Origin of the sequence: Desulfoscipio gibsoniae DSM 7213 (assembly GCF_000233715.2) — a bacterium.
Taxonomy (GTDB): Bacteria; Bacillota; Desulfotomaculia; order Desulfotomaculales; family Desulfallaceae; genus Sporotomaculum; species Sporotomaculum gibsoniae.
The window spans coordinates 4,252,317-4,270,561 of the sequence record NC_021184.1 but is presented as its reverse complement, the minus strand read 5'-3'; the positions used below and the strand labels follow the sequence as shown (position 1 = coordinate 4,270,561).

General features: G+C 47.8%; 14 protein-coding genes and 1 pseudogene. 5 read left to right on the top strand and 10 right to left on the bottom strand.

The genetic code is table 11. The features are described 5' to 3' along the window. Nucleotides 1-108: 108 nt before the first annotated feature. Complete coding sequence (locus DESGI_RS19890; protein WP_006521515.1) at nucleotides 109-714, top strand: class I SAM-dependent methyltransferase; 606 nt, start codon at nucleotides 109-111, stop codon at nucleotides 712-714. Between the two features lie 296 nt (nucleotides 715-1,010). Here DESGI_RS19890 and DESGI_RS24895 read toward each other — a convergent pair whose 3' ends face one another. Beyond that, nucleotides 1,011-1,208, bottom strand: coding sequence for a hypothetical protein (locus tag DESGI_RS24895; RefSeq protein ID WP_157872825.1), 198 nt, complete (start codon nucleotides 1,206-1,208; stop codon nucleotides 1,011-1,013). A gap of 318 nt (nucleotides 1,209-1,526) precedes the next feature. On the opposite strand from DESGI_RS24895, the gene DESGI_RS19885 reads away from it, so the two are divergent. Both DESGI_RS19885 and DESGI_RS19880 read left to right on the top strand, forming a co-directional pair. Further along, nucleotides 1,527-2,345: an EFR1 family ferrodoxin gene (locus tag DESGI_RS19885; protein ID WP_041285009.1), complete on the top strand. Its 819-nt coding sequence runs from the start codon at nucleotides 1,527-1,529 to the stop codon at nucleotides 2,343-2,345. A 202-nt stretch (nucleotides 2,346-2,547) separates the two neighbouring features. Next, nucleotides 2,548-3,948, top strand: a complete 1,401-nt coding sequence (locus DESGI_RS19880; protein ID WP_006521518.1) for an amidophosphoribosyltransferase — start codon at nucleotides 2,548-2,550, stop codon at nucleotides 3,946-3,948. A 93-nt stretch (nucleotides 3,949-4,041) separates the two neighbouring features. On the opposite strand, the pseudogene DESGI_RS25465 reads toward DESGI_RS19880, so the two are convergent. The 8 genes and pseudogenes from DESGI_RS25465 to DESGI_RS19845 form a co-directional block, all read right to left on the bottom strand. Further along, nucleotides 4,042-4,131, bottom strand: a pseudogene (locus DESGI_RS25465) (sulfite exporter TauE/SafE family protein); the annotation flags it as partial. Between the two features lie 73 nt (nucleotides 4,132-4,204). Continuing rightward, complete coding sequence (locus tag DESGI_RS19875; RefSeq protein WP_006521519.1) at nucleotides 4,205-4,897, bottom strand: class I SAM-dependent methyltransferase; 693 nt, start codon at nucleotides 4,895-4,897, stop codon at nucleotides 4,205-4,207. Between the two features lie 106 nt (nucleotides 4,898-5,003). Then, nucleotides 5,004-6,614, bottom strand: a complete 1,611-nt coding sequence (lipA, locus tag DESGI_RS19870) for a lipoyl synthase (RefSeq protein ID WP_162141534.1) — start codon at nucleotides 6,612-6,614, stop codon at nucleotides 5,004-5,006. 20 nt (nucleotides 6,615-6,634) lie between these two features. Then, nucleotides 6,635-8,230 carry a 2-oxo acid dehydrogenase subunit E2 gene (locus tag DESGI_RS19865; RefSeq protein ID WP_006521521.1) on the bottom strand — a complete coding sequence of 532 codons (1,596 nt, stop codon included), beginning with the start codon at nucleotides 8,228-8,230 and terminating at the stop codon, nucleotides 6,635-6,637. A 1-nt stretch (nucleotide 8,231) separates the two neighbouring features. Further along, nucleotides 8,232-9,254: an ATP-NAD kinase family protein gene (locus tag DESGI_RS19860; RefSeq protein WP_006521522.1), complete on the bottom strand. Its 1,023-nt coding sequence runs from the start codon at nucleotides 9,252-9,254 to the stop codon at nucleotides 8,232-8,234. Between the two features lie 27 nt (nucleotides 9,255-9,281). Then, nucleotides 9,282-10,253 carry an alpha-ketoacid dehydrogenase subunit beta gene (locus tag DESGI_RS19855; RefSeq protein WP_006521523.1) on the bottom strand — a complete coding sequence of 324 codons (972 nt, stop codon included), beginning with the start codon at nucleotides 10,251-10,253 and terminating at the stop codon, nucleotides 9,282-9,284. 38 nt (nucleotides 10,254-10,291) lie between these two features. Next, complete coding sequence (gene pdhA / locus DESGI_RS19850; RefSeq protein WP_006521524.1) at nucleotides 10,292-11,254, bottom strand: pyruvate dehydrogenase (acetyl-transferring) E1 component subunit alpha; 963 nt, start codon at nucleotides 11,252-11,254, stop codon at nucleotides 10,292-10,294. 354 nt (nucleotides 11,255-11,608) lie between these two features. Next, a complete protein-coding gene (locus DESGI_RS19845; protein WP_006521525.1) occupies nucleotides 11,609-13,714 on the bottom strand; it encodes a sigma-54-dependent Fis family transcriptional regulator in 2,106 nt (701 codons plus the stop codon). Between the two features lie 487 nt (nucleotides 13,715-14,201). Between DESGI_RS19845 and DESGI_RS19840 the strand changes: the two genes are divergently transcribed. After that, a complete protein-coding gene (locus tag DESGI_RS19840; protein WP_006521526.1) occupies nucleotides 14,202-14,501 on the top strand; it encodes a DUF6506 family protein in 300 nt (99 codons plus the stop codon). Between the two features lie 318 nt (nucleotides 14,502-14,819). Here DESGI_RS19840 and DESGI_RS19835 read toward each other — a convergent pair whose 3' ends face one another. Beyond that, on the bottom strand, nucleotides 14,820-15,605 hold the full coding sequence (locus DESGI_RS19835) for a sulfite exporter TauE/SafE family protein (protein WP_006521527.1): 786 nt from the start codon (nucleotides 15,603-15,605) through the stop codon (nucleotides 14,820-14,822). A gap of 532 nt (nucleotides 15,606-16,137) precedes the next feature. Between DESGI_RS19835 and DESGI_RS19830 the strand changes: the two genes are divergently transcribed. Continuing rightward, entirely contained in the window at nucleotides 16,138-18,018 is a 1,881-nt protein-coding gene (locus DESGI_RS19830) for a methyl-accepting chemotaxis protein (protein ID WP_006521528.1), read from the top strand. The last annotated feature ends 227 nt before the right edge of the window (nucleotides 18,019-18,245 follow it).

The window sequence follows — 18,245 nt, the reverse complement described above, 5'->3', positions numbered from 1 at the left end:
ATAATATATAATAGTGCTAAAACCACCTAGCAATTTGTTCCAATCAATGCGCCGAAAGTGGTTCGTCACTGAATGTTACGTTATGGCTATAGGAGGTAGCACAAAATTATGATAGAGGAACGTTATAAGAAAAGATATCAAGCGGGTGATACTCCTTGGAATATTGGCAAACCTGATTTCAATCTTATTCAGACTGTAACCACGATGGCCATAAAACCCTGTAAAGCGCTGGATATTGGATGCGGGACCGGCGATAACTCCATATGGCTTTCCCAAAATAACTTTGATGTGATAGGTATTGATACTTCGGAGATTGCCATACAGAAGGCTATAGAGAAAGCCCTAAAAGCTGATGTCAAATGTACCTTTAATGTAATTGACTTCTATAAAAACAAAATTGAAGGGACGCCATTTGGCTTTGCATTTGATAGAGGCTGTTTTCATTCATTTAAATCAGATGAAGAACGGAAGAGCTTTGCTGAAAATGTAGCCGTTCATTTAGAAAAAGATGGCCTATGGTTGAGTATTGTTGGCAACGCCGATGAACAGCGTGTTGGCCCAGGTCCACCGCAGCGGACTGCAAGGGATATTGTTAACTCTGTGGAACCCTACTTTGAGATACTTTCGCTCGTTTCAAGCCATTTTGGATCTAACAGCCCAAACCCTCCTAGAGCCTGGGTTTGTCTTATGCGGAAAAGGACTTTTATGTTATAATAATCTTATTCCTTGGGTAGGGGAAACAGAATCCATCTACTTTGTTTGTATAAGGTAAGCTAATAACGAAAAAGCGGTAATATTATACCATCCACAAGAGTGGGCTTTTTTGTTGTGATTATTTTTACGAATCATGGAAGAAGGGACATATATCATATTACGTTACCCGTTTCTATCCGTCTATCTTTAAAGTTGATATGCAGATCAATGCCACGCTTTGTGGATGGTGATCTGTATTTTTTATTTTTCTCTGCCCATAAAGAGTTAAAACTATGGTCCACCGAAGGGAGAATTTTTTAATATACATAGGGGAGTTTGAATGCAATGGAATAAGAGACAGCTGCGGCCTTTTCCAGACCAAAATATTTTAAAACAGCCCCCGCTGCAATTATCCCCGCCAGGACGAACATGCTGTTACCCATAAATTCGCCCAGGCCTTTTTTAGTTTTAATCATTTCCTGCTGGTCCTGGGGAGATGAGGTGTTGTAAAGCATAGTTTTTTTCATATTTTTAGTTATAGGAAGAGGATCACAAACAATATCATAGAATTAAATAAAAAAAATAGCTCTCCAGTTCAGAAGACCTGTTAACAATGTTATGGCTTTTGGATCATGGGGTATGTTGGGAAACTGGCATGCCTCTCATTACGGGTGTTTCCCGTTCTGCTTACATCATCAGTGCTCTTCTTGACTCAATTGGCAAAGGCGGTTTACTGTTTGCGAAGAAACTCATATCTCACTGAGCTTTACGTTGTTGATTCAAGTACTAATAATAAAATTTCAAAAAATATAGATAATGGATGGATGTTTATTATGAATAATAAATTAAATACAATGTATTTTAGTCCTACAGGTACAACTAAAAAAATTGTATCTGCAATAGGAAAGAAAATTTCAGCTAAGATTGATGGAGAAATGATTATTAATAATATTGATTTTACATTGCCGGAGGTTAGAAAAGAAGCAGTATTTTTTGCGCGAGAAGATATTGTTATTATAGGGGTTCCGGTTTATGCGGGAAGGGTTCCTAATATTTTGCTAAAATACCTGAATTCTATTAAAGGTAATGGCGCGTTAGCAATTTCCGTAGTTGTTTATGGAAATAGAGATTATGACGATGCTTTAATAGAATTAAAGGACATCCTTGAATTAAATGGTTTTACAGTTATTGCAGGCGGTGCATTTATAGGGGAACACTCATTTTCCAGAATTCTTGCCAAAAACAGACCTGATAAAAAAGATATGGCTATAGTAAGTGACTTTGCGGATCAAATATACAGCAAACTAACAACCCAAAATAAAATTCAGAGCATAGTTGTGAGAGGAAATAATCCCTATAGAAAACACTATATGCCCAAAAATGAAGATGGTATCCCTGTTGATATTAGAAAGGTTACTCCAAAAACAAATAGTAATTGTATTGATTGTAAACTTTGCGTAAATATCTGCCCAGTTGGTTCCATTGATTATGAAGATGTATCAAAATTAAACGGAATCTGCATTAAATGTGGTGCTTGTATTAAAAAATGCCCCACTCAAGCAAAGTATTTTGATGATAAAGATTATTTAAGGCATAAATATGAATTGGAGGTTAATTTGACTCGTAGGAGAGAACCAGAGCTTTTTTTATAATAATTTACAGCCCTGGATTAAGAACTTTGCCCCGATGCCGTTATTTTCTTAGGCATATGATATAAGGCGCATGGGATTGTATGAAGTGCCACTTATTATGATACCATGTTTGTAAAAAAGTATTACAATATTATAATAAAAGTGTAATTCTATATACACAAAACATGTCAGTTAATAATACATTTTAAGGAGTAGAGTTGGTTTGGGTGGATTTTTTGGTGTTGTTTCGAAGGAAGATTGTGTCAATGATGTGTATTTTGGTACGGATTACCATTCGCACCTGGGAACTAGTATGGGTGGGATGGCGGTATGGAGCGGAAACAGTTTTAACAGAGCCATTCATAACATTAAAAATACTCAGTTTAGAGCAAAATTTGAATCTGAGCTATCAAATTTAAAAGGCAATATGGGTATAGGATGCATAAGCGATACAGAACCTCAGCCTTTGACTGTGTGTTCGCGCCTTGGTCAATACGCCATTAGTACAGTAGGAAGAATCAATAATTTATATGAAATAGTCGATAAAGCGTTCGCCAATCAACATGCCCATTTTTTAGAAACTAACAGGGGTGCTATCTACCCTACTGAACTTGTGTCTGTGATTATAGATCAGGAAAACTCTTTCAAGGATGGTTTATTAAAAGCGCAGGAAATGATTGAGGGATCCTGTTCGATTTTGATTTTAACACCGCAAGGGATTTATGCTTCAAGGGATAAACTTGGTAGAACGCCTTTAATTGTAGGTGAAAAAGAAGGTTCATACTGCGTTTCCTTTGAATCCTGTACTTTTGCAAACCTGGGATATCGCTTTAATTATGAACTTGGCCCAGGGGAAATCATTTATTTGACACCGGATGGAATTGAGAAAATTGCGCCCCCCAGGGATAAAATGAAAATATGTGCTTTTTTATGGGTCTATTACGGCTACCCATCCTCAACATACGAGGGAATGAACGTGGAGGTTATGCGTTATAGAAATGGTGCAGCCATGGCCGAAAACGACAATGTAGAAATCGATATGGTTGCCGGTATACCTGACTCGGGTACCGGACATGCCATCGGTTATTCAAACCAATCCAAAATACCTTTGGGGCGTCCCTTCATAAAATATACACCAACCTGGGCCAGGAGTTTTATGCCGCAGGATCAGACTATAAGAAATCTTGTTGCAAGAATGAAACTGATGCCTATACCTGATCTAGTTTCCGGTAAACGGCTGCTCTTCTGCGATGATTCAATTGTTCGCGGCACACAGTTGAGAGAAACGGTGGATTTGCTATATAGATGTAACGCCCGTGAAGTTCATGTTCGATCAGCTTGCCCGCCTCTTGTATTTGGTTGTAAATATTTAAATTTTTCATCTTCACGGTCGGAAATGGATCTTGTAGCAAGACAGGCCATCATTGAAATTGAAGGAAAAGAACCGGAATCATTTGAAGCATATTGTGATCCGACAAATGAAAAGTACAATTGTATGGTGAATAGCATTAGAAAAATACTCAACTTTTCAACGTTAAAATACCAAAACTTACATGACATGCTTGATGCAATCGGTATAAATAAGGATAAAATCTGTACATACTGCTGGAATGGTAAGGGATAGTAATAGGTCAACTGCCGGATTGATAAAAAAGAGCAGGCTTAGCTGCTCTTTTCTTCTTTTCCCACTACAATTGATTCCTCATCAGGCGAAGGTTACAAGACTTGTGCCGTGAGCCTTGTACTGGCTCATTTTTAGTATGCCCACCATCAAGGGGATCATGATTACTCCGCCGCCGAGGCCCACAAGCCCTCCGAAGAACCCTGCCGTTAGGGTATGGCGAAAGCCATGCTAAAACCTACCCGAGCATTAATATAATTTACCCCTTTATCACCATTGCACAAATAAAACCACCATCGGTACGGCCGTCCTGCCGGGCAGCGTTTTCCAGTTCGGCCGCCGCCTGTTCGTTGGTATAATCAAAATCCGGCGGTGTAAATAATACCGCCCGGGCTTGCACTCCTGCGCCGGGCATGGCGCTGCGCAGTTCCTCCAGGGTATACAGCTTGGCCTGGCTAAAAACACTGCCGGGATTCCGCCGGACTTTGTCCGCGTAATAGCGGCCCCAGGCACTGTCCTGCCCCAGCACCCCAACCACCAGCCGGCCGCCGGGTTTAAGCACTCTGTAAGCTTCCCGCAGGACTTTATCCGGGTGGGGCATAAATTCCAGGGCGGATACGGAAAGCACAGCATCAAATGAGTTATCCCCAAAAGGCAGGGCTGTAGCATCCCCCTGCAACAGTTCTACATCCAAATGCGCTTCCTCCGCCTTGGCCCGCGCTCTGGCCAGCATGCCGGGAGAGATGTCCAGCCCCGTCACCCGCAGACCCTGTCGGGACAGCAGCAGAGTATAGTTACCGGTGCCGCAGCCGATATCCAGCACACTCATGCCATCTTTAATTTCCAGATAGCCCAGTACGGCGTCTTTTTCCACCCGGTCGGCAAACCGGCTCGCCGGAGCCAGGTACCAGCCATCGTAATTGTTAGCCAGAGCGTCAAACAATTGTCCCATATTACTACTCCCTCCTCTAAAAGAAATTAAATAGCTTGGGTCAAGAGCCTATTCATAGTCACATATGTTATGCTCTTATCAATTCGTTGACCCTTGCCATCCTTTTTCATCCTGCCGATAATGCCGCGCCGGCGGCATGGAGGTCTACTTCCGGCGCATCAGGGGAGGCGGCGTGGTAAGAACTGCGCACCAGGGGGCCGCACTCGGCTCGTTTGAATCCGCGACGCAGGCACTCCTCACGGTAATGAGCAAATATTCCCGGTGGTATAAATCCATGCACCGGTAGTTGGTCCGTTGACGGTTGCAGGTACTGACCGATGGTTATGTAAGCGCATCCGACCTCCCGCAGGTCGTCCAAAACAGCCAACACTTCACCGAACTCCTCGCCCAATCCCAACATTAGCCCGCTCTTGGTGACCACCCCCGGGGCAATTTCCCGAGCCCGGGCCAACAGTTCAAGCGAACGTCGGTAATCGGCACCCGGACGTACTTGCTTATAAAGCCGGGGCACGGTCTCCAGGTTGTGGCCCAGCACTTCGGGCCGGGCCGCCAGCACTTCGGCCAGAGCTTCTTCCGAGCCTTTAAAATCAGGCACCAGCACTTCCACTGTAGTATGGGGATTCAGGCGGTGTACTGCGCGAATCATATTCGCAAAGTGGCACGCTCCACCATCGGATAGGTCATCCCTGGTAACGGAGGTAATAACTGCATGACGCAAACCCAATTCCCGCACTGCTTCAGCCACCGCCAGGGGTTCCCCGGGGTCCGGCGTCCCGGGTGTTCCCTTGCTTACCGAGCAAAACCGGCAATTACGGGTGCAGGTGTCCCCCAGGATCATGAAAGTGGCGGTGCCCAGGGCAAAGCATTCGGCCGCATTGGGGCAGCAAGCCCCCTCGCATACAGTGTGCAGCCCGCAACGTTCAAAAAGACCGGTCATACCCTCCAGCACCCCCGGTCCCGGCGTCGCCACCGTGAGCCAGCCCGGCCGGAAGTTTCGGGCCACCAGGCCCAGCCTCTGCAGCAGCGCATCAACCCGGTAATCGCTCTGCAGCAGTTCCCAGCCGAACTCTCCGGCCATTTCCTCCACCACCCGGCTTTTTACCTCCTCCAGACTGACCTGGCGTCCCAATAAACCGGACATGGAGGTCATCGTCACCCCCTGTAATCCGCAAGGATTAATCATCCCAAAATGGCGCATATCCGGTTGTACATTAAGGGCAAAGCCGTGCATAGTCACCCACCTGGTTATGGCCAGTCCGATGCTGGCTATTTTAGCCTTATCTACCCACACTCCGGGCAACCCGGTTCGGCGGCCGGCAGTAATACCAAAGGCGGCCAGGGTGCGAATCAGCACTTCCTCCAGGCGTTCCACCAGCCTGTGCACATCACGTCCATAATTTTTCAGGTCCAGTATGGGGTAACCTACCAGTTGGCCCGGCCCGTGGTAAGTAACATCGCCGCCCCGCTCAACGTTGTATACGCCGATACCCTCACGGGCCAGCCGGTCCTCATTTACCAGTATATTGTCAGCGCCCCCGGCCCGTCCCAGGGTGAAAGTGGGCGGGTGCTCCAGCACCAGCAAACAATCCGGTATGGCTCCTTCCATACGCTGCTTTTGCAGCTCCCGCTGCAGTTCCAAAGTGCGAAAATAGTCTTCCGTAGCCAGGTCCAATACAAGGACCCGACGAATTGTAAGCTTCTCCTCCGTTCCTTTCAATTGCTTAACACATCCCCCGATCAACTATTGTTGGCAAAAGCCTCCAGGCAATCCTGTACCATAACGGCACTATGAGCCAGCGCCGCGCCACCTCCGAAAAATACGGATACATTGGCCGCCTCCAGAATCTGTTCGGGGCTGGCCCCTTGTTCCAGCGCGTTGTAGACATGCGCAGCGATGCAATATTCACATTTAATATATACTGCCAGGGCCACCAGTATAAGTTCTTTATTTAACCGGGAAATCTCACCGTCATCAAACATAACACCTTCTGTCAGGGCGGAAAAACCCAGCACCGCATCGGGTGCTGTTTCCATCAACTTACTAATGCCATCCTGGTAAGCTTTGCGAATCTGCACCGGGGTGCTGCCGCCACCGGCCAGCACATTGTCTCCGCTGCTCCGGGGCTCCAGTTCGAACCAGGGATGCGGACTTTCCAGCATTTCGCGCAGTCTGCTTAAGAACTCCGCTGCCAAAGAACCATCAATAATTCTATGGTCAAAAGAAAGGCTTAAAGTCATTAAGTTGCACTTCTCCAGCCGTCCGCCTTTGAGCACCGGTTTGGCGCGCATGGCGCCCACCCCCAGAATAGCTGTTTCCGGCCGGTTGATGATGGGTGTAAATCCTTCCGCACCGAACATTCCCAGGTTACTTACGGTAAAGGTGCCGCCCTCCACCTCCCGGGGCTCCAGTTCATTGTTGCGGGCACGGGCTGCCAGGTCTTTAATTTTGGCTGAAATTTGCTCCAGAGACAGCCGGTGGGCGTTTTTAATGTTGGGTACCACCAGGCCGTTTTCCAGGGCTACGGCTACCCCGACGTTAATATGTTCCGACATCTCGATTTCATTATCCGAACTGCGGGTATTAACCATGGGATATTCCGTAAGCGCCTGGGCCACAAACTTAACTATCAAGTCAGTGTATGAGAACTTTAATTTGCCTGCTTTATCCAGCCCGTTGAGCTGGCTGCGCACGTCCCCCAGGGGCGTAACGTCTATTTCTTCCATGATTGTAACAAGAGCCGCCTGTTTTCTGCTGGCGGACATTCTTTCGGCGATAACCGCCCGCATGCCGTCAATAGGCATCAGCTGTGTTTTATCGCCTCCCTGTACCTGTTCCAGGTAAGCACGGACATCCTCTTCCACCAACCGGCCGCCTGATCCCGAGCCGCTGATCAAGTTGACGTCCACACCGGCCTCGCGGGCCAACTTGGCCGCCCGGGGTGATACTTTACGGTTGCCGCTGAGCACCACGAAGGGCTTGACGGGCTTGGACTCAGCTTTTTTAGTATCTGTTGCCTGATCCTGTGCGGACAGGGCCTGCCGCAAGTCCTCCTGAGCCTGGGCCACGGTTGTTTCCAAATCGCCTGCCGTATCGCCTTCCTCGGCCAGCACTGCAATTGGCACCGATATGGGCAGTGTCTTGCCCTTTTCGCCGATAATTTTATACAACGTTCCACTAAAGGGAGCTTCCACTTTAATGTTGACTTTTTCAGTCATTACTTCCAGCAATGGTTCGCCCTGCTCTACTTGCTCTCCTTCATTTTTTAGCCAGCTTGTTATTCTACCCTTTTGCATAGTTAATCCCAATTTGGGCATTAAAACAATTTTTGCCATGTTAATCACTCACTCCGTCAATAGTATTAATCTTAAACGCTCCCCCGGCGGCAGCCGTGGACATGGTGCGGTTTATATCCACTACCAGAGGTCCGGCCGGGGAAAGTTCCACTTCGGCCCGGTCACCCCGGTTAACTTGAATTTCCCGCTCCCCGTCCAACGCTATTACACATGGATTTTCCAGCACCGTAACCCTTTGTCCGGGACTCAGCAGTTCATGCCGGGCCACCGGCACTCTCCTGATCAGGCCGGGCCCGATAGCAGCCTTAACCTGCAGCGGCGTGTTATCACCGCCTACCACTATGTGCATGCCCAATGGTTCCTTCATGCCGATATGCCGGATGCCGCCGGCCACGGAAGCAATGCCGATATTGGTGGTAGCTCCCCTGGTAACCACTATTTGCTTGATTTTATCTACTTCCCAAACCGCTCGGGAGCCGATAAACCGGTCCGACAGCACCACGGCATCAATAAGTGCGCTATCCACCGGCCGGCCATTAATATAAATCACTAATTTTTTGGTTCGCACCAGCGCTTGTTCCGGCCGGACCGCCCCGGTAACCAGAAGCCCCGCTGCCAAACCGGCAATAGTTCCCTCCACCAAGACGGGAAATACATTGTTGGTGCCGGTGGAAATGGGCAGCAGCGGCACTTCGCCGGCACCCCGGGCCACCACCCGGTTGGTTCCATCCCCGCCCAACGTGATGATACACCGTACCCCGGCGCCGGTCATCAGGGCAGCTGCCCGCCGGGAATCCAACTGGCTGGCTTCTACAGGCATATCCAGCAAGCTGATTTCCAGCGCGGGCCGGTGCTGCCCGGCCAGGCCGTCCATGACCCGGTGGCAAAAGCCAAAGTAATCGGGCATAAAATGAACCCTCTGTACTCCCACCGCATGCAAACCCAGCAGCACTCTTCTGATCAAATTTACTTTTTCATTATTATCAAATACCGTGGCGTAGGCCACCAGCCTGCGGATATCCTTACCGGAGGCCGGGTTGGCTATTATGCCCACAGATGACACATATCTCTTCCTCTCTAATCCCTCTGTTTATAACAGCTCTTTGACAGCAGCAATGATCTTATTTTCATCGGGAATGTAGGCCGCTTCCAGGGGCGGGCTGAAAGGCACGGGAGTAAAGGGGGCGCCCACCCGCTTAATAGGCGCATCCAGGTAATCAAATCCTTCCTCTGCCACTATGGCGGCTATTTCCCCGCCAAACCCGCCGGTTTTTACTGCTTCATGCACAACTACCAAACGGCCGGTTTTAGCTACGGATTCCAGTATGGTATCCTTGTCCAAAGGTGACAGTGTGCGAGGGTCGATAACCTCCGCTTCTATCCCTTCACCGGCCAGAGTTTGAGCCGCAGCCAGCGCTTTATGCAGCATCATGGAGGTGGCCACCACGGTAACGTCCCCACCCGGACGCTTGATGTCGGCTTTGCCCAGGGGTATGGTGTATTCCCCTTCCGGAACCGGACCGGACAAACCGTAAAGCACTTTATGCTCGATAAAAATTACCGGGTTGTCGTCCCGAATTGAGGCCGCCAGTAAACCTTTGGCATCAGCCGGCGTGGATGGCATCACCACTTTCACCCCGGGCATATGGGTAAACCAGGCCTCCAGGCTCTGGGAGTGCTGGGCCGCGGCCCCCACTCCGGCCCCGCACACAGTACGCAGGGTTACGGGCACCCTGGCTTTGCCGCCGAACATATACCTCATTTTAGCGGCCTGGTTAAAAAATTCATCCAAACATACGGCCATAAAATCGACAAACATAATTTCAGGCACAGGCCTCAGTCCGGCCGCGGCCGCGCCTACGGCGCTGCCCATAATAGCGGTTTCTGATATGGGCGTATCCATTACCCGCTGGGCACCGAACTCATCAATTAATCCAACAGTTACACCAAAACAGCCGCCAAAAACGCCCACGTCTTCACCCAGAATATACACTGTGCCGTCCCGTCTCATTTCTTCCCTGAGAGCTGCGTTGATGGCTTGTGAATAAGTCATTTCCAACATATCAATCACCCCTTCAAGATAAATTGCTAATTAATTTTTTAATCACAATAAACATCCTTGGTCAGCTCTGTTATATCGGGCAAAGGACTTTGCCGGGCGAATTCCAGGGCACTTTTGATTTGTTCTTTTACCTGCTCGTTGATCTTGTCCAGCTCATCCTGACCGGCCAAGCCCATTTCCAAAAGCCTGGCAGCGAACCGCTTAATGGGGCATTTCTTTTTCCATTGGTTAAGTTCATCTTCACTTCTGTACACACAGGCATCGCCTTCAAAGTGACCCCGGTGTCGGTAAGTTTTGCACTCAATGAGGGTGGGGCCTTCTCCTGCCCGCGCCCGTTTAACCGCTTCCGACGAAGCCTCGTAAACTGCCATCAAGTCGTTACCATCCACAGTAAGGCCGGGAATACCGTAAGCTGTGGCCCGGTCCGCCACATCGGTGATATTTTGGTGCCGCTCCTGGGACATGGAAATGCCGTACATGTTATTTTCACAGACAAATACCACCGGCAGCTTCCAGATGCTGGACAGGTTCAGCGCTTCATGAAAGGTCGCCCTGTTGGAAGCGGCGTCACCAAAGAAACAAACCGCCACCCCATTATTGTTTAAATATTTGTTGGCAAAGGCCGCTCCCGCCGCCAATGGCAGACCGGCTCCAACGATACCGTTGGCACCCAAAAAGCCCAGTTCCACATCGGCAATGTGCATAGAACCACCTTTACCTTTGCAGTAACCGTCAATTTTACCGAAGATTTCCGCCATCATTTTGTCCACTGAAGCTCCCCGGGCAATACCGTGCCCGTGGCCACGGTGGGTACTGGCAATGTAGTCCTGGTCGCTGAGATTGCTGCAGACCCCTACCGCCACTGCCTCTTCTCCCACGTACAGGTGTACGAAACCCGGGATCTGCCCCTGAGAAAAAACATTGGCCACTGAGTCTTCAAACTCCCGGATCAACAGCATCCTTTGGTACATCTCCATCATTTCTTCTTTAGTTAATGCCATAACTTTCCCTCCTAACTTAATTAAATCTTGTTGGAAGATTTAAAACACTTTTTTGTCTAAGCAAGGACAATGCCATAAAGCAAAACGCCAAAAACAGTAAAGAATAACCTTACCTTTGAAGAAAGCCGGTACGCAAAACTGTTCGATTATCGTTGAACAATTGTAGTTTTGCTTGGCAATACAAAATGTTCTAAGCCACAAAAATATTGCTATTACGATATTGCTGTTCGGAAACCGTACAATGGTCATAACTCGAACAGCGTGTACTTTCTGGAGCTCTTGTTATTGGGCAAAAAAATACCGGCTGCTTTTATTACTGGCAGCCAGTATTTTCTATCCAATCTTATCCTTTGCTCAATCATTAAGATCATACTTTTTTAGTTTTCCATACAGTGTGTTCCGGCCTATACCCAGCGCCTGTGCCGTTCGGCTGATATTGCCGCCAAAACACTGCAGCGCCTCTCGAATAGCTTGTTTCTCTATTTGTTCCAGTGTACTTACCGGATTACTGCTTCTTGATTCCTCCGGTGCACAGGAAACCTGCCCGGCCAATCCTTTCGAATCCCGGGCCGACTTTTGCAGGTAACGCGGTAAATGTTCCACCCGGGTAACATCGTCATCGGTGATAATCAGCATCTGCTCCAGCACATTGGCCAGTTCTCGCACATTACCCGGCCAGTGGTACTCCGCCAGCATCTCCATTGCTGCGGAGTCAATTTTGCATACCGGCCTTCCCAGCCTGGCGGCAATGGAAACCAGCAAATGTTGAGTGAGCAGCTGCAGGTCGCCTGCGCCCCTGTCCCGCAAGGGAGGTATTTCAATACAAAGCACATTAATCCGGTAAAAAAGATCTTCCCGAAAGCGGCCCTGTTGCATCTCCTGAAACAAATCCTTATTGGTGGCGGCTATCACCCGTACATCCACAGGAATCATTTTGCTGCCACCAACCCGCATCACCGCTTTTTCCTGAAGTACACGCAGTAAATTGGCCTGCATGTCCAACGGCATATCGCCGATTTCATCTAAAAACAGTGTACCGCCGTTAGCCAGCTCAAATTTGCCCTGTTGACCGTCTCGCTTGGCGCCTGTAAACGATCCTCCGCTATAGCCGAATAGCTCGCTTTGGATCAACCCGCTGGGCAGCGATGCACAGTTAACCGGAATAAAGGGGCCCTGGCGGCGGTCACTTGCCATATGAATGGACGTGGCAAATACTTCCTTGCCACTGCCGCTTTCCCCCAGCAGCAGCACGGTGGAGGAACAGGCCGCCGCCCGCCGGGCCAGATTAATCGCAGCGCAAATAGGCCGGCTGCAGCCTATAATACCATTGAAAGGATTGGCTTGCCGGCTGGTGGTGCCGGCAGATACCCCACCGGAAGACCGAACAAGGCCGTTGCCGGAACCGGTATCAGTCCTTGGGCCACCGGCAACTTTCATCTTCCCGCCGGTGCAATAGCTTACTGGCCCTTTAGCGCCATTCTTTTGGATACGGATAACAGCCACAGCGCCGCCTATTGTGCCGTTATTATGGGTAATGGTCTTGATAGAGCAAACCAACCTGCCCGGAGGAGCGGAGATAATAAAATCCTCCCCATTTGCTGAAGCTCCAGCCGTTAGGCAGCCGGAAGCGATATCGCCGCCCAGTACATGATTGAACCGCATCCCCTTTAATTTACCATGCGACAGGCCCAGCAAGTTGCAGGCGGGAATATTGGCATCGGTAATTATTCCATCTTTATTAATATAGATTATTCCGTCGTTAACCGTATCTACCGCTGTTGTCAACTTTTTAAGCGCCAATTCCAATTCACTTTTGGACAATTCTCTGCGCAGCTGGTATTCAATGGCTTGAGCCGCCGCTACAATCATGCCCAGCGTATGCGGGTGCATTTTATCATAGGGTCCCGACATATCCAAGCAGCCCAGCACATGCCCCTCCGGATCGCGTATGGGTGCTGCCGAGCAAGTCCAGACATGGTGATGGGAGCAAAAATGCTCAGGGCCGGTGATCTGGATGGGAATACCGGATGTCAATGAGGTGCCTATGGCATTGGTACCCACCGAATCTTCCGTCCAAACGGCCCCCTGTCTAAAATTTAACCGCTCCGCGCTGCTAAGGGTTTGATAATCACCCATTGTTTTAAGTATAATACCCTCGTTATTTACCAGCACCACCATGAAGTCAGACCCCTGAACAGTGTAATATACCGACTCAATTACAGGCGCAGCCACTTCCAAAAGTATTCTATTGGCCTCCCACAGCTGTTCCAGCCGGTCCCGCCCGAATATGCGATCACACTTACCGCCCAGGGGGTTTACCTCCGCCTCTTTACATCTTTGCCAGGATGAAGCTATGGTACTGTTTAGCTGGCTTAAATCAAATTTGTCAGAGGTAATAAAGCCTTCCCAATATTTTTCTAGTTTTTTCTTTTTATTCAGCCGTGTAGAACTTACCACCATGTTTTCCCAGACCCCCCAATCAATGATACTTGTACAATATTCCCGTAGAGGTTGGCATCGAAGTGCACACCAAGCGTTATGAGTGTCTGGCTATGTGTCCGTTTAATACAATTACTTCCAGATTAATTGACAAAATCTTTTCTAATTTATCAATTATATTTAATATTAGTGTATCTAGCTCTAGTACTTATTTCAAGGAATAATTAAAGAAATTACACATTTTGACCTGACTAACTTGGCGTAAGTCTCCCACTTCTATAAGTGGGAGTACAATACCAACTAAGTCATGGATTTTGCAGTTCTAAAATTTAGGGGGGAGTTGAAATCTCCCCCTAAATTAAGAACTTGCTTCAAAATGTTCGTTTATGGGATAGTGTTCTAATACCGGTGTAGCCGTGGACAGCACCTGCTTAAATTTAAAGCTTACATGTTCAGGCATATGTTTTGCATTATAATTCTCTAGGAAATGTAAAAAGGAGGTTTTTTTATGCTTAAAGCTGCGTTTATTTTTTTAGCACCCGGTGCCGAACCCACCCAACATAAGTCCGAGGTGCAAACTCCGGAGGTGGAATTGAAAGTGGTAGGTGTAAAAGACTACCAAGCAGCCGAAGAGGTCATCAAAAAGTTGGTTGCCGAAGGGGTCAAAGCCATTGAACTGTGCGGGGGCTTCGGTCACGAGGGAGTAGCCAGAGCCGTCCGGGTTGCGGGCGGGGATGTAGCTGTAGGCGCGGTACGCTTCGATGTGCACCCGGGTTTAAATGGAAAAAGCGGCGACACAATATTTTAGTTAACTCGTTCAGCTACCAAATTATCATAGGGCTTTCTGCTTGGAAAAGGTTTTAACAAAACATAAAATCTCTACCAAATTTTAAAATATTGGTAGAGATTTTTTAGGTAAACATTGATGCAAATTCGGGAGACATTTCCGATATTGCGGCCAGTTATCAAAATATCATATCAAGATATGCAGAGATACGCAATGCTGTGAAACAAGTTCTGAAGAGCCAGGTGCGGGAAATCTGCACGCCTGATTCCGTGGGGATCTGGGCTGCGAATTGCGCAGCCCTTCTACCCGGAGGATAACGCTACAGAAAATACTGCGGCGCTACCCTACTCGATTTCCCACTGCAATTGATTCCTCATCAGGCGAAGGTTTTGGTGTTCTTAAATATCTTGCCCCCGTCCATATCAGTACGGCGGCGAAGATAATGCGTAATACCTCCTCAGGCAGGATATAGGCGAGAGAGCCGCCCAGGTACGTGCCTAATAGAATTCCGGGGATTAATCCCGGCAATATACCGGTGCTGACATTCCCCAAACGCCAGTGAGTATAAGCCCCTGCTATTCCCACCGGGACCATGGCCAGGAGGGAGCTGCCCTGGGCGGCGTACTGGGTGAAGCCGATGATCAGCACCATTGAAGGTACCATGATCGTACCCCCTCCAACCCCCATCATACCGGAGAGAAAGCCGGTGAAAATTCCTGTTAATAAGAGAACTGATATTTTTAGCCAACCCGTGTCGGGCTCGGCAACATGGTACAGGTAAGGTTTCAAAAGCAAGAGCAGGGAGACCAGGATTAAAAACCCGCCGAAGGATCTCTTGAGCTTCCATTCCGGAAGGGCATTGGCAAAGCGCGCGCCCGCCCTGGCGGTAAATATGGCGGTGGACGCCAAAAGCAACGAGGCAAGTATATCCACCGAACCATTTAGGGCGTAGGTGAATGCTCCTGATATTCCTGTGAACACCAGCGCTACAAGACTTGTGCCGTGAGCCTTGTGCTGGCTCATTTTTAGTATGCCCACCATCAGGGGGATCATGATTACTCCGCCGCCGAGGCCCACAAGCCCACCGAAGAACCCTGCCGCCAGTCCTATTAGTAAATTTATCATCTGCTACCTCTGCAATTAAAAGATCAAAATTGTTTATTCTGTTCTGCTTCCTTACGGTATTATATCATGGATAGCCGGTATGGTAGGATTGTGAAATGAATTTTTATATAGTAAAGGGCGTGCGCCGGATAATGCGGTTTACGGCAAAGCCTATAACGTGGATATCCCGCCGACATTGGCTGAAGCAATTGACGCCGGCGGCTTCAATCATGTATGAAAGTTGAGACAAATAGATAGAATTTGTGGAATTTGGGCTATATGTGAAGCAAAATGTCGTATATATGACATAGTAAATGTCGTTATGTTGACATTAACTATGGTAAATATTTGATAGTTTCATGCTAGTGTAATATGTATTTTTTGCCTGAGATTAATTTTAAGACAAGGGGGAAAGCGGTGAGGTAAAGATTTTTACACGTGGGTACTTATAAGTATTAAACAATAGGATTTGATAGCTGATAGTATCTTCAACAGTTATAACTCCACAGTCCTGTAATACTGCAGTAGGGTTTTAGTATGTTAGGGGGGTAAAATGGGAAACAGTGTTCGTTTTAAAATTATAGCACCGATAACGATCATTATTTCACTGGTATTAATCCTGATAATTTACCAGGATTACAAAAACAAAGTGGCTATGCAGTTAGACCAGGAAAGTCAAATTTATGAACTGGTAGCGCAGCGTGTTTTGGCCGATATGGATAATGTTTTTAACCAGGCCAGGCTAGGATTGGAAGCGGTAGCTGCCAATCCGGAAATTCAAAAAGCTTTTGCCGAACAAGACCGTGAAAAACTGCTTGCTTTAACTCTACCGATATACCAGGAGACCAGTCAGGAAGGTATAGAACAATTTCAATTTCACCTGGCTCCGGCTATATCTTTTTTACGGTTACATCAGCCGGATAAATATGGTGATGATTTGTCGTCCTTTCGTCATACGGTATTAGAGTGCAACAAAACCGGTAAAACAGTGCAGGGCCTGGAGGAGGGCAAGGCCGGCTTTGGTTTCCGGGTGGTGATGCCGGTAATGTACCAGGGTGAACAAGTGGGCAGCGTGGAATATGGCCCCGGGCTTAACGCCACCTTATTGGAAAAGTGGCAAAAACAAATGGGCGGGGATTATTACATATACAGCAAGGGTAGTTCCGGCGTATCCTGGGAGGACCAGGAAGGCTTGCTGGTGTCTACCACGAAAGAAGATCATTATTCAATAAACGAAAATGATATTAACGCGGTATTGTCCGCCAAAAAGGCTAAAACCTTTTATGTGGATGACAATCGCAAGGCGGCACTCATAGTCCCGTTGGAGGATTATAGCGGTAAGCCGGTTGGCTTTATAAAGATAATTAACGACCGCTCAAAAGTAATCACGGAATTGGCCGGTGAATTGAGGTTTGCACAGGTAGAGGCTGTTGCCGCAGTGTTGATAATACTGATATCCACTTTAATGATTACCACCATCATTATTAGACCTTTAACCAGGCTCGGTGCAGTTGTTAAGGCCGTGGCCGAGGGAGATCTGACGCAGCAAGTTGAAACAGTTAAAAGCAAGGATGAAGTAGGTGTTTTGGCCGGTGCGGTGGCCACTATGGTGCACAATTTAAGAGAGATTATCGCAGATATTAAAGTTTATTCCCAGCGGCTGGCAGCATATAGCCAGGAATTAGTTTCCTCCAGCGAAGAGGTAAGCGCCTCCATCGAAGAAGTGGCCAGCACTACAAGTCAGGTTTCGTCAGTGTCGGATCGGTGTGCACAAGGTTTGGCCGTAGTATCCCAGGAATCCGAGCAAATGCGTCAGATAGCGGAGCAAGGCAATCAGGCTGTATTAAAAACAGTAGATAAGATAAATGCTATTGACACCGCTTCTCAAAATGTCTATCAAACTGTGCATAAACTTAGCGAACAATCCAATCGAATTGGCGAGATTATCAGCACTATCACCAATATTGCCGACCGGACCAATCTTTTAGCCTTAAATGCAGCTATTGAAGCTGCCAGGGCCGGGGAGCAAGGCCGGGGATTTGCTGTGGTGGCGGAAGATGTGCGCAAACTGGCAGAACAATCGGCCAGTGCTGCCCATGAGATTAAGGTATTGATTAAAGATATCCAGTCGGGGGTTGGGGAAGCTGTAACAGCCATTGAACGCGGGAACGATGAAGTTAGCGGGGGCGTGCAAGTGGCGGGACAGACCGGTGCCTCCTTGAGCCAGATTATCGGGGCTGTGGAAAAAAATACGGATATGATTAAACAAGCTGTTGCCGGTGCCATGCAAGCCAGCGAGGACACAAGGCAGCTTAGCGGTGCCAGCGATCAGGTTGTCAGGGCTATTCAGCAGGTGGCCGGTGCCGCTCAGAATCTGGCTAATTTGGCAGATGAACTGCAGCAAGGAATAGTCAAGTTTGAGATTGAGGATTAACTAAATGTTTTATCAGGGTTAAACATTATTCCCCCACTTGTTGGCAAAGTGCAGGTGGGGGATTTTTAATGGTTCCCCTTTTATTTCCCCCGGTTATACTTATAGAGGAAAAATTCAACAATTTTTTTATATTATGAAGGGTAATAATTTATTTTGTAGAATTGACTGCATATAAAGCATGGTTTAACATATTTTAGAAAAAGGGTAAATTTATTAAATGACGGTAT

Bases quoted from the DNA above. Each gene is read 5' to 3' on its own strand.
- DESGI_RS19855 (WP_006521523.1), bottom strand. From the start codon at position 10,253: ATGTTGGAAATGACTTATTCACAAGCCATCAACGCAGCTCTCAGGGAA.
- DESGI_RS19890 (WP_006521515.1), top strand. From the start codon at position 109: ATGATAGAGGAACGTTATAAGAAAAGATATCAAGCGGGTGATACTCCT.
- DESGI_RS19835 (WP_006521527.1), bottom strand. From the start codon at position 15,605: ATGATAAATTTACTAATAGGACTGGCGGCAGGGTTCTTCGGTGGGCTT.
- DESGI_RS19865 (WP_006521521.1), bottom strand. From the start codon at position 8,230: ATGGCAAAAATTGTTTTAATGCCCAAATTGGGATTAACTATGCAAAAG.
- DESGI_RS19840 (WP_006521526.1), top strand. From the start codon at position 14,202: ATGCTTAAAGCTGCGTTTATTTTTTTAGCACCCGGTGCCGAACCCACC.
- DESGI_RS19845 (WP_006521525.1), bottom strand. From the start codon at position 13,714: ATGGTGGTAAGTTCTACACGGCTGAATAAAAAGAAAAAACTAGAAAAA.
- pdhA (WP_006521524.1), bottom strand. From the start codon at position 11,254: ATGGCATTAACTAAAGAAGAAATGATGGAGATGTACCAAAGGATGCTG.
- DESGI_RS24895 (WP_157872825.1), bottom strand. From the start codon at position 1,208: ATGCTTTACAACACCTCATCTCCCCAGGACCAGCAGGAAATGATTAAA.
- DESGI_RS19830 (WP_006521528.1), top strand. From the start codon at position 16,138: ATGGGAAACAGTGTTCGTTTTAAAATTATAGCACCGATAACGATCATT.
- DESGI_RS19875 (WP_006521519.1), bottom strand. From the start codon at position 4,897: ATGGGACAATTGTTTGACGCTCTGGCTAACAATTACGATGGCTGGTAC.
- DESGI_RS19885 (WP_041285009.1), top strand. From the start codon at position 1,527: ATGAATAATAAATTAAATACAATGTATTTTAGTCCTACAGGTACAACT.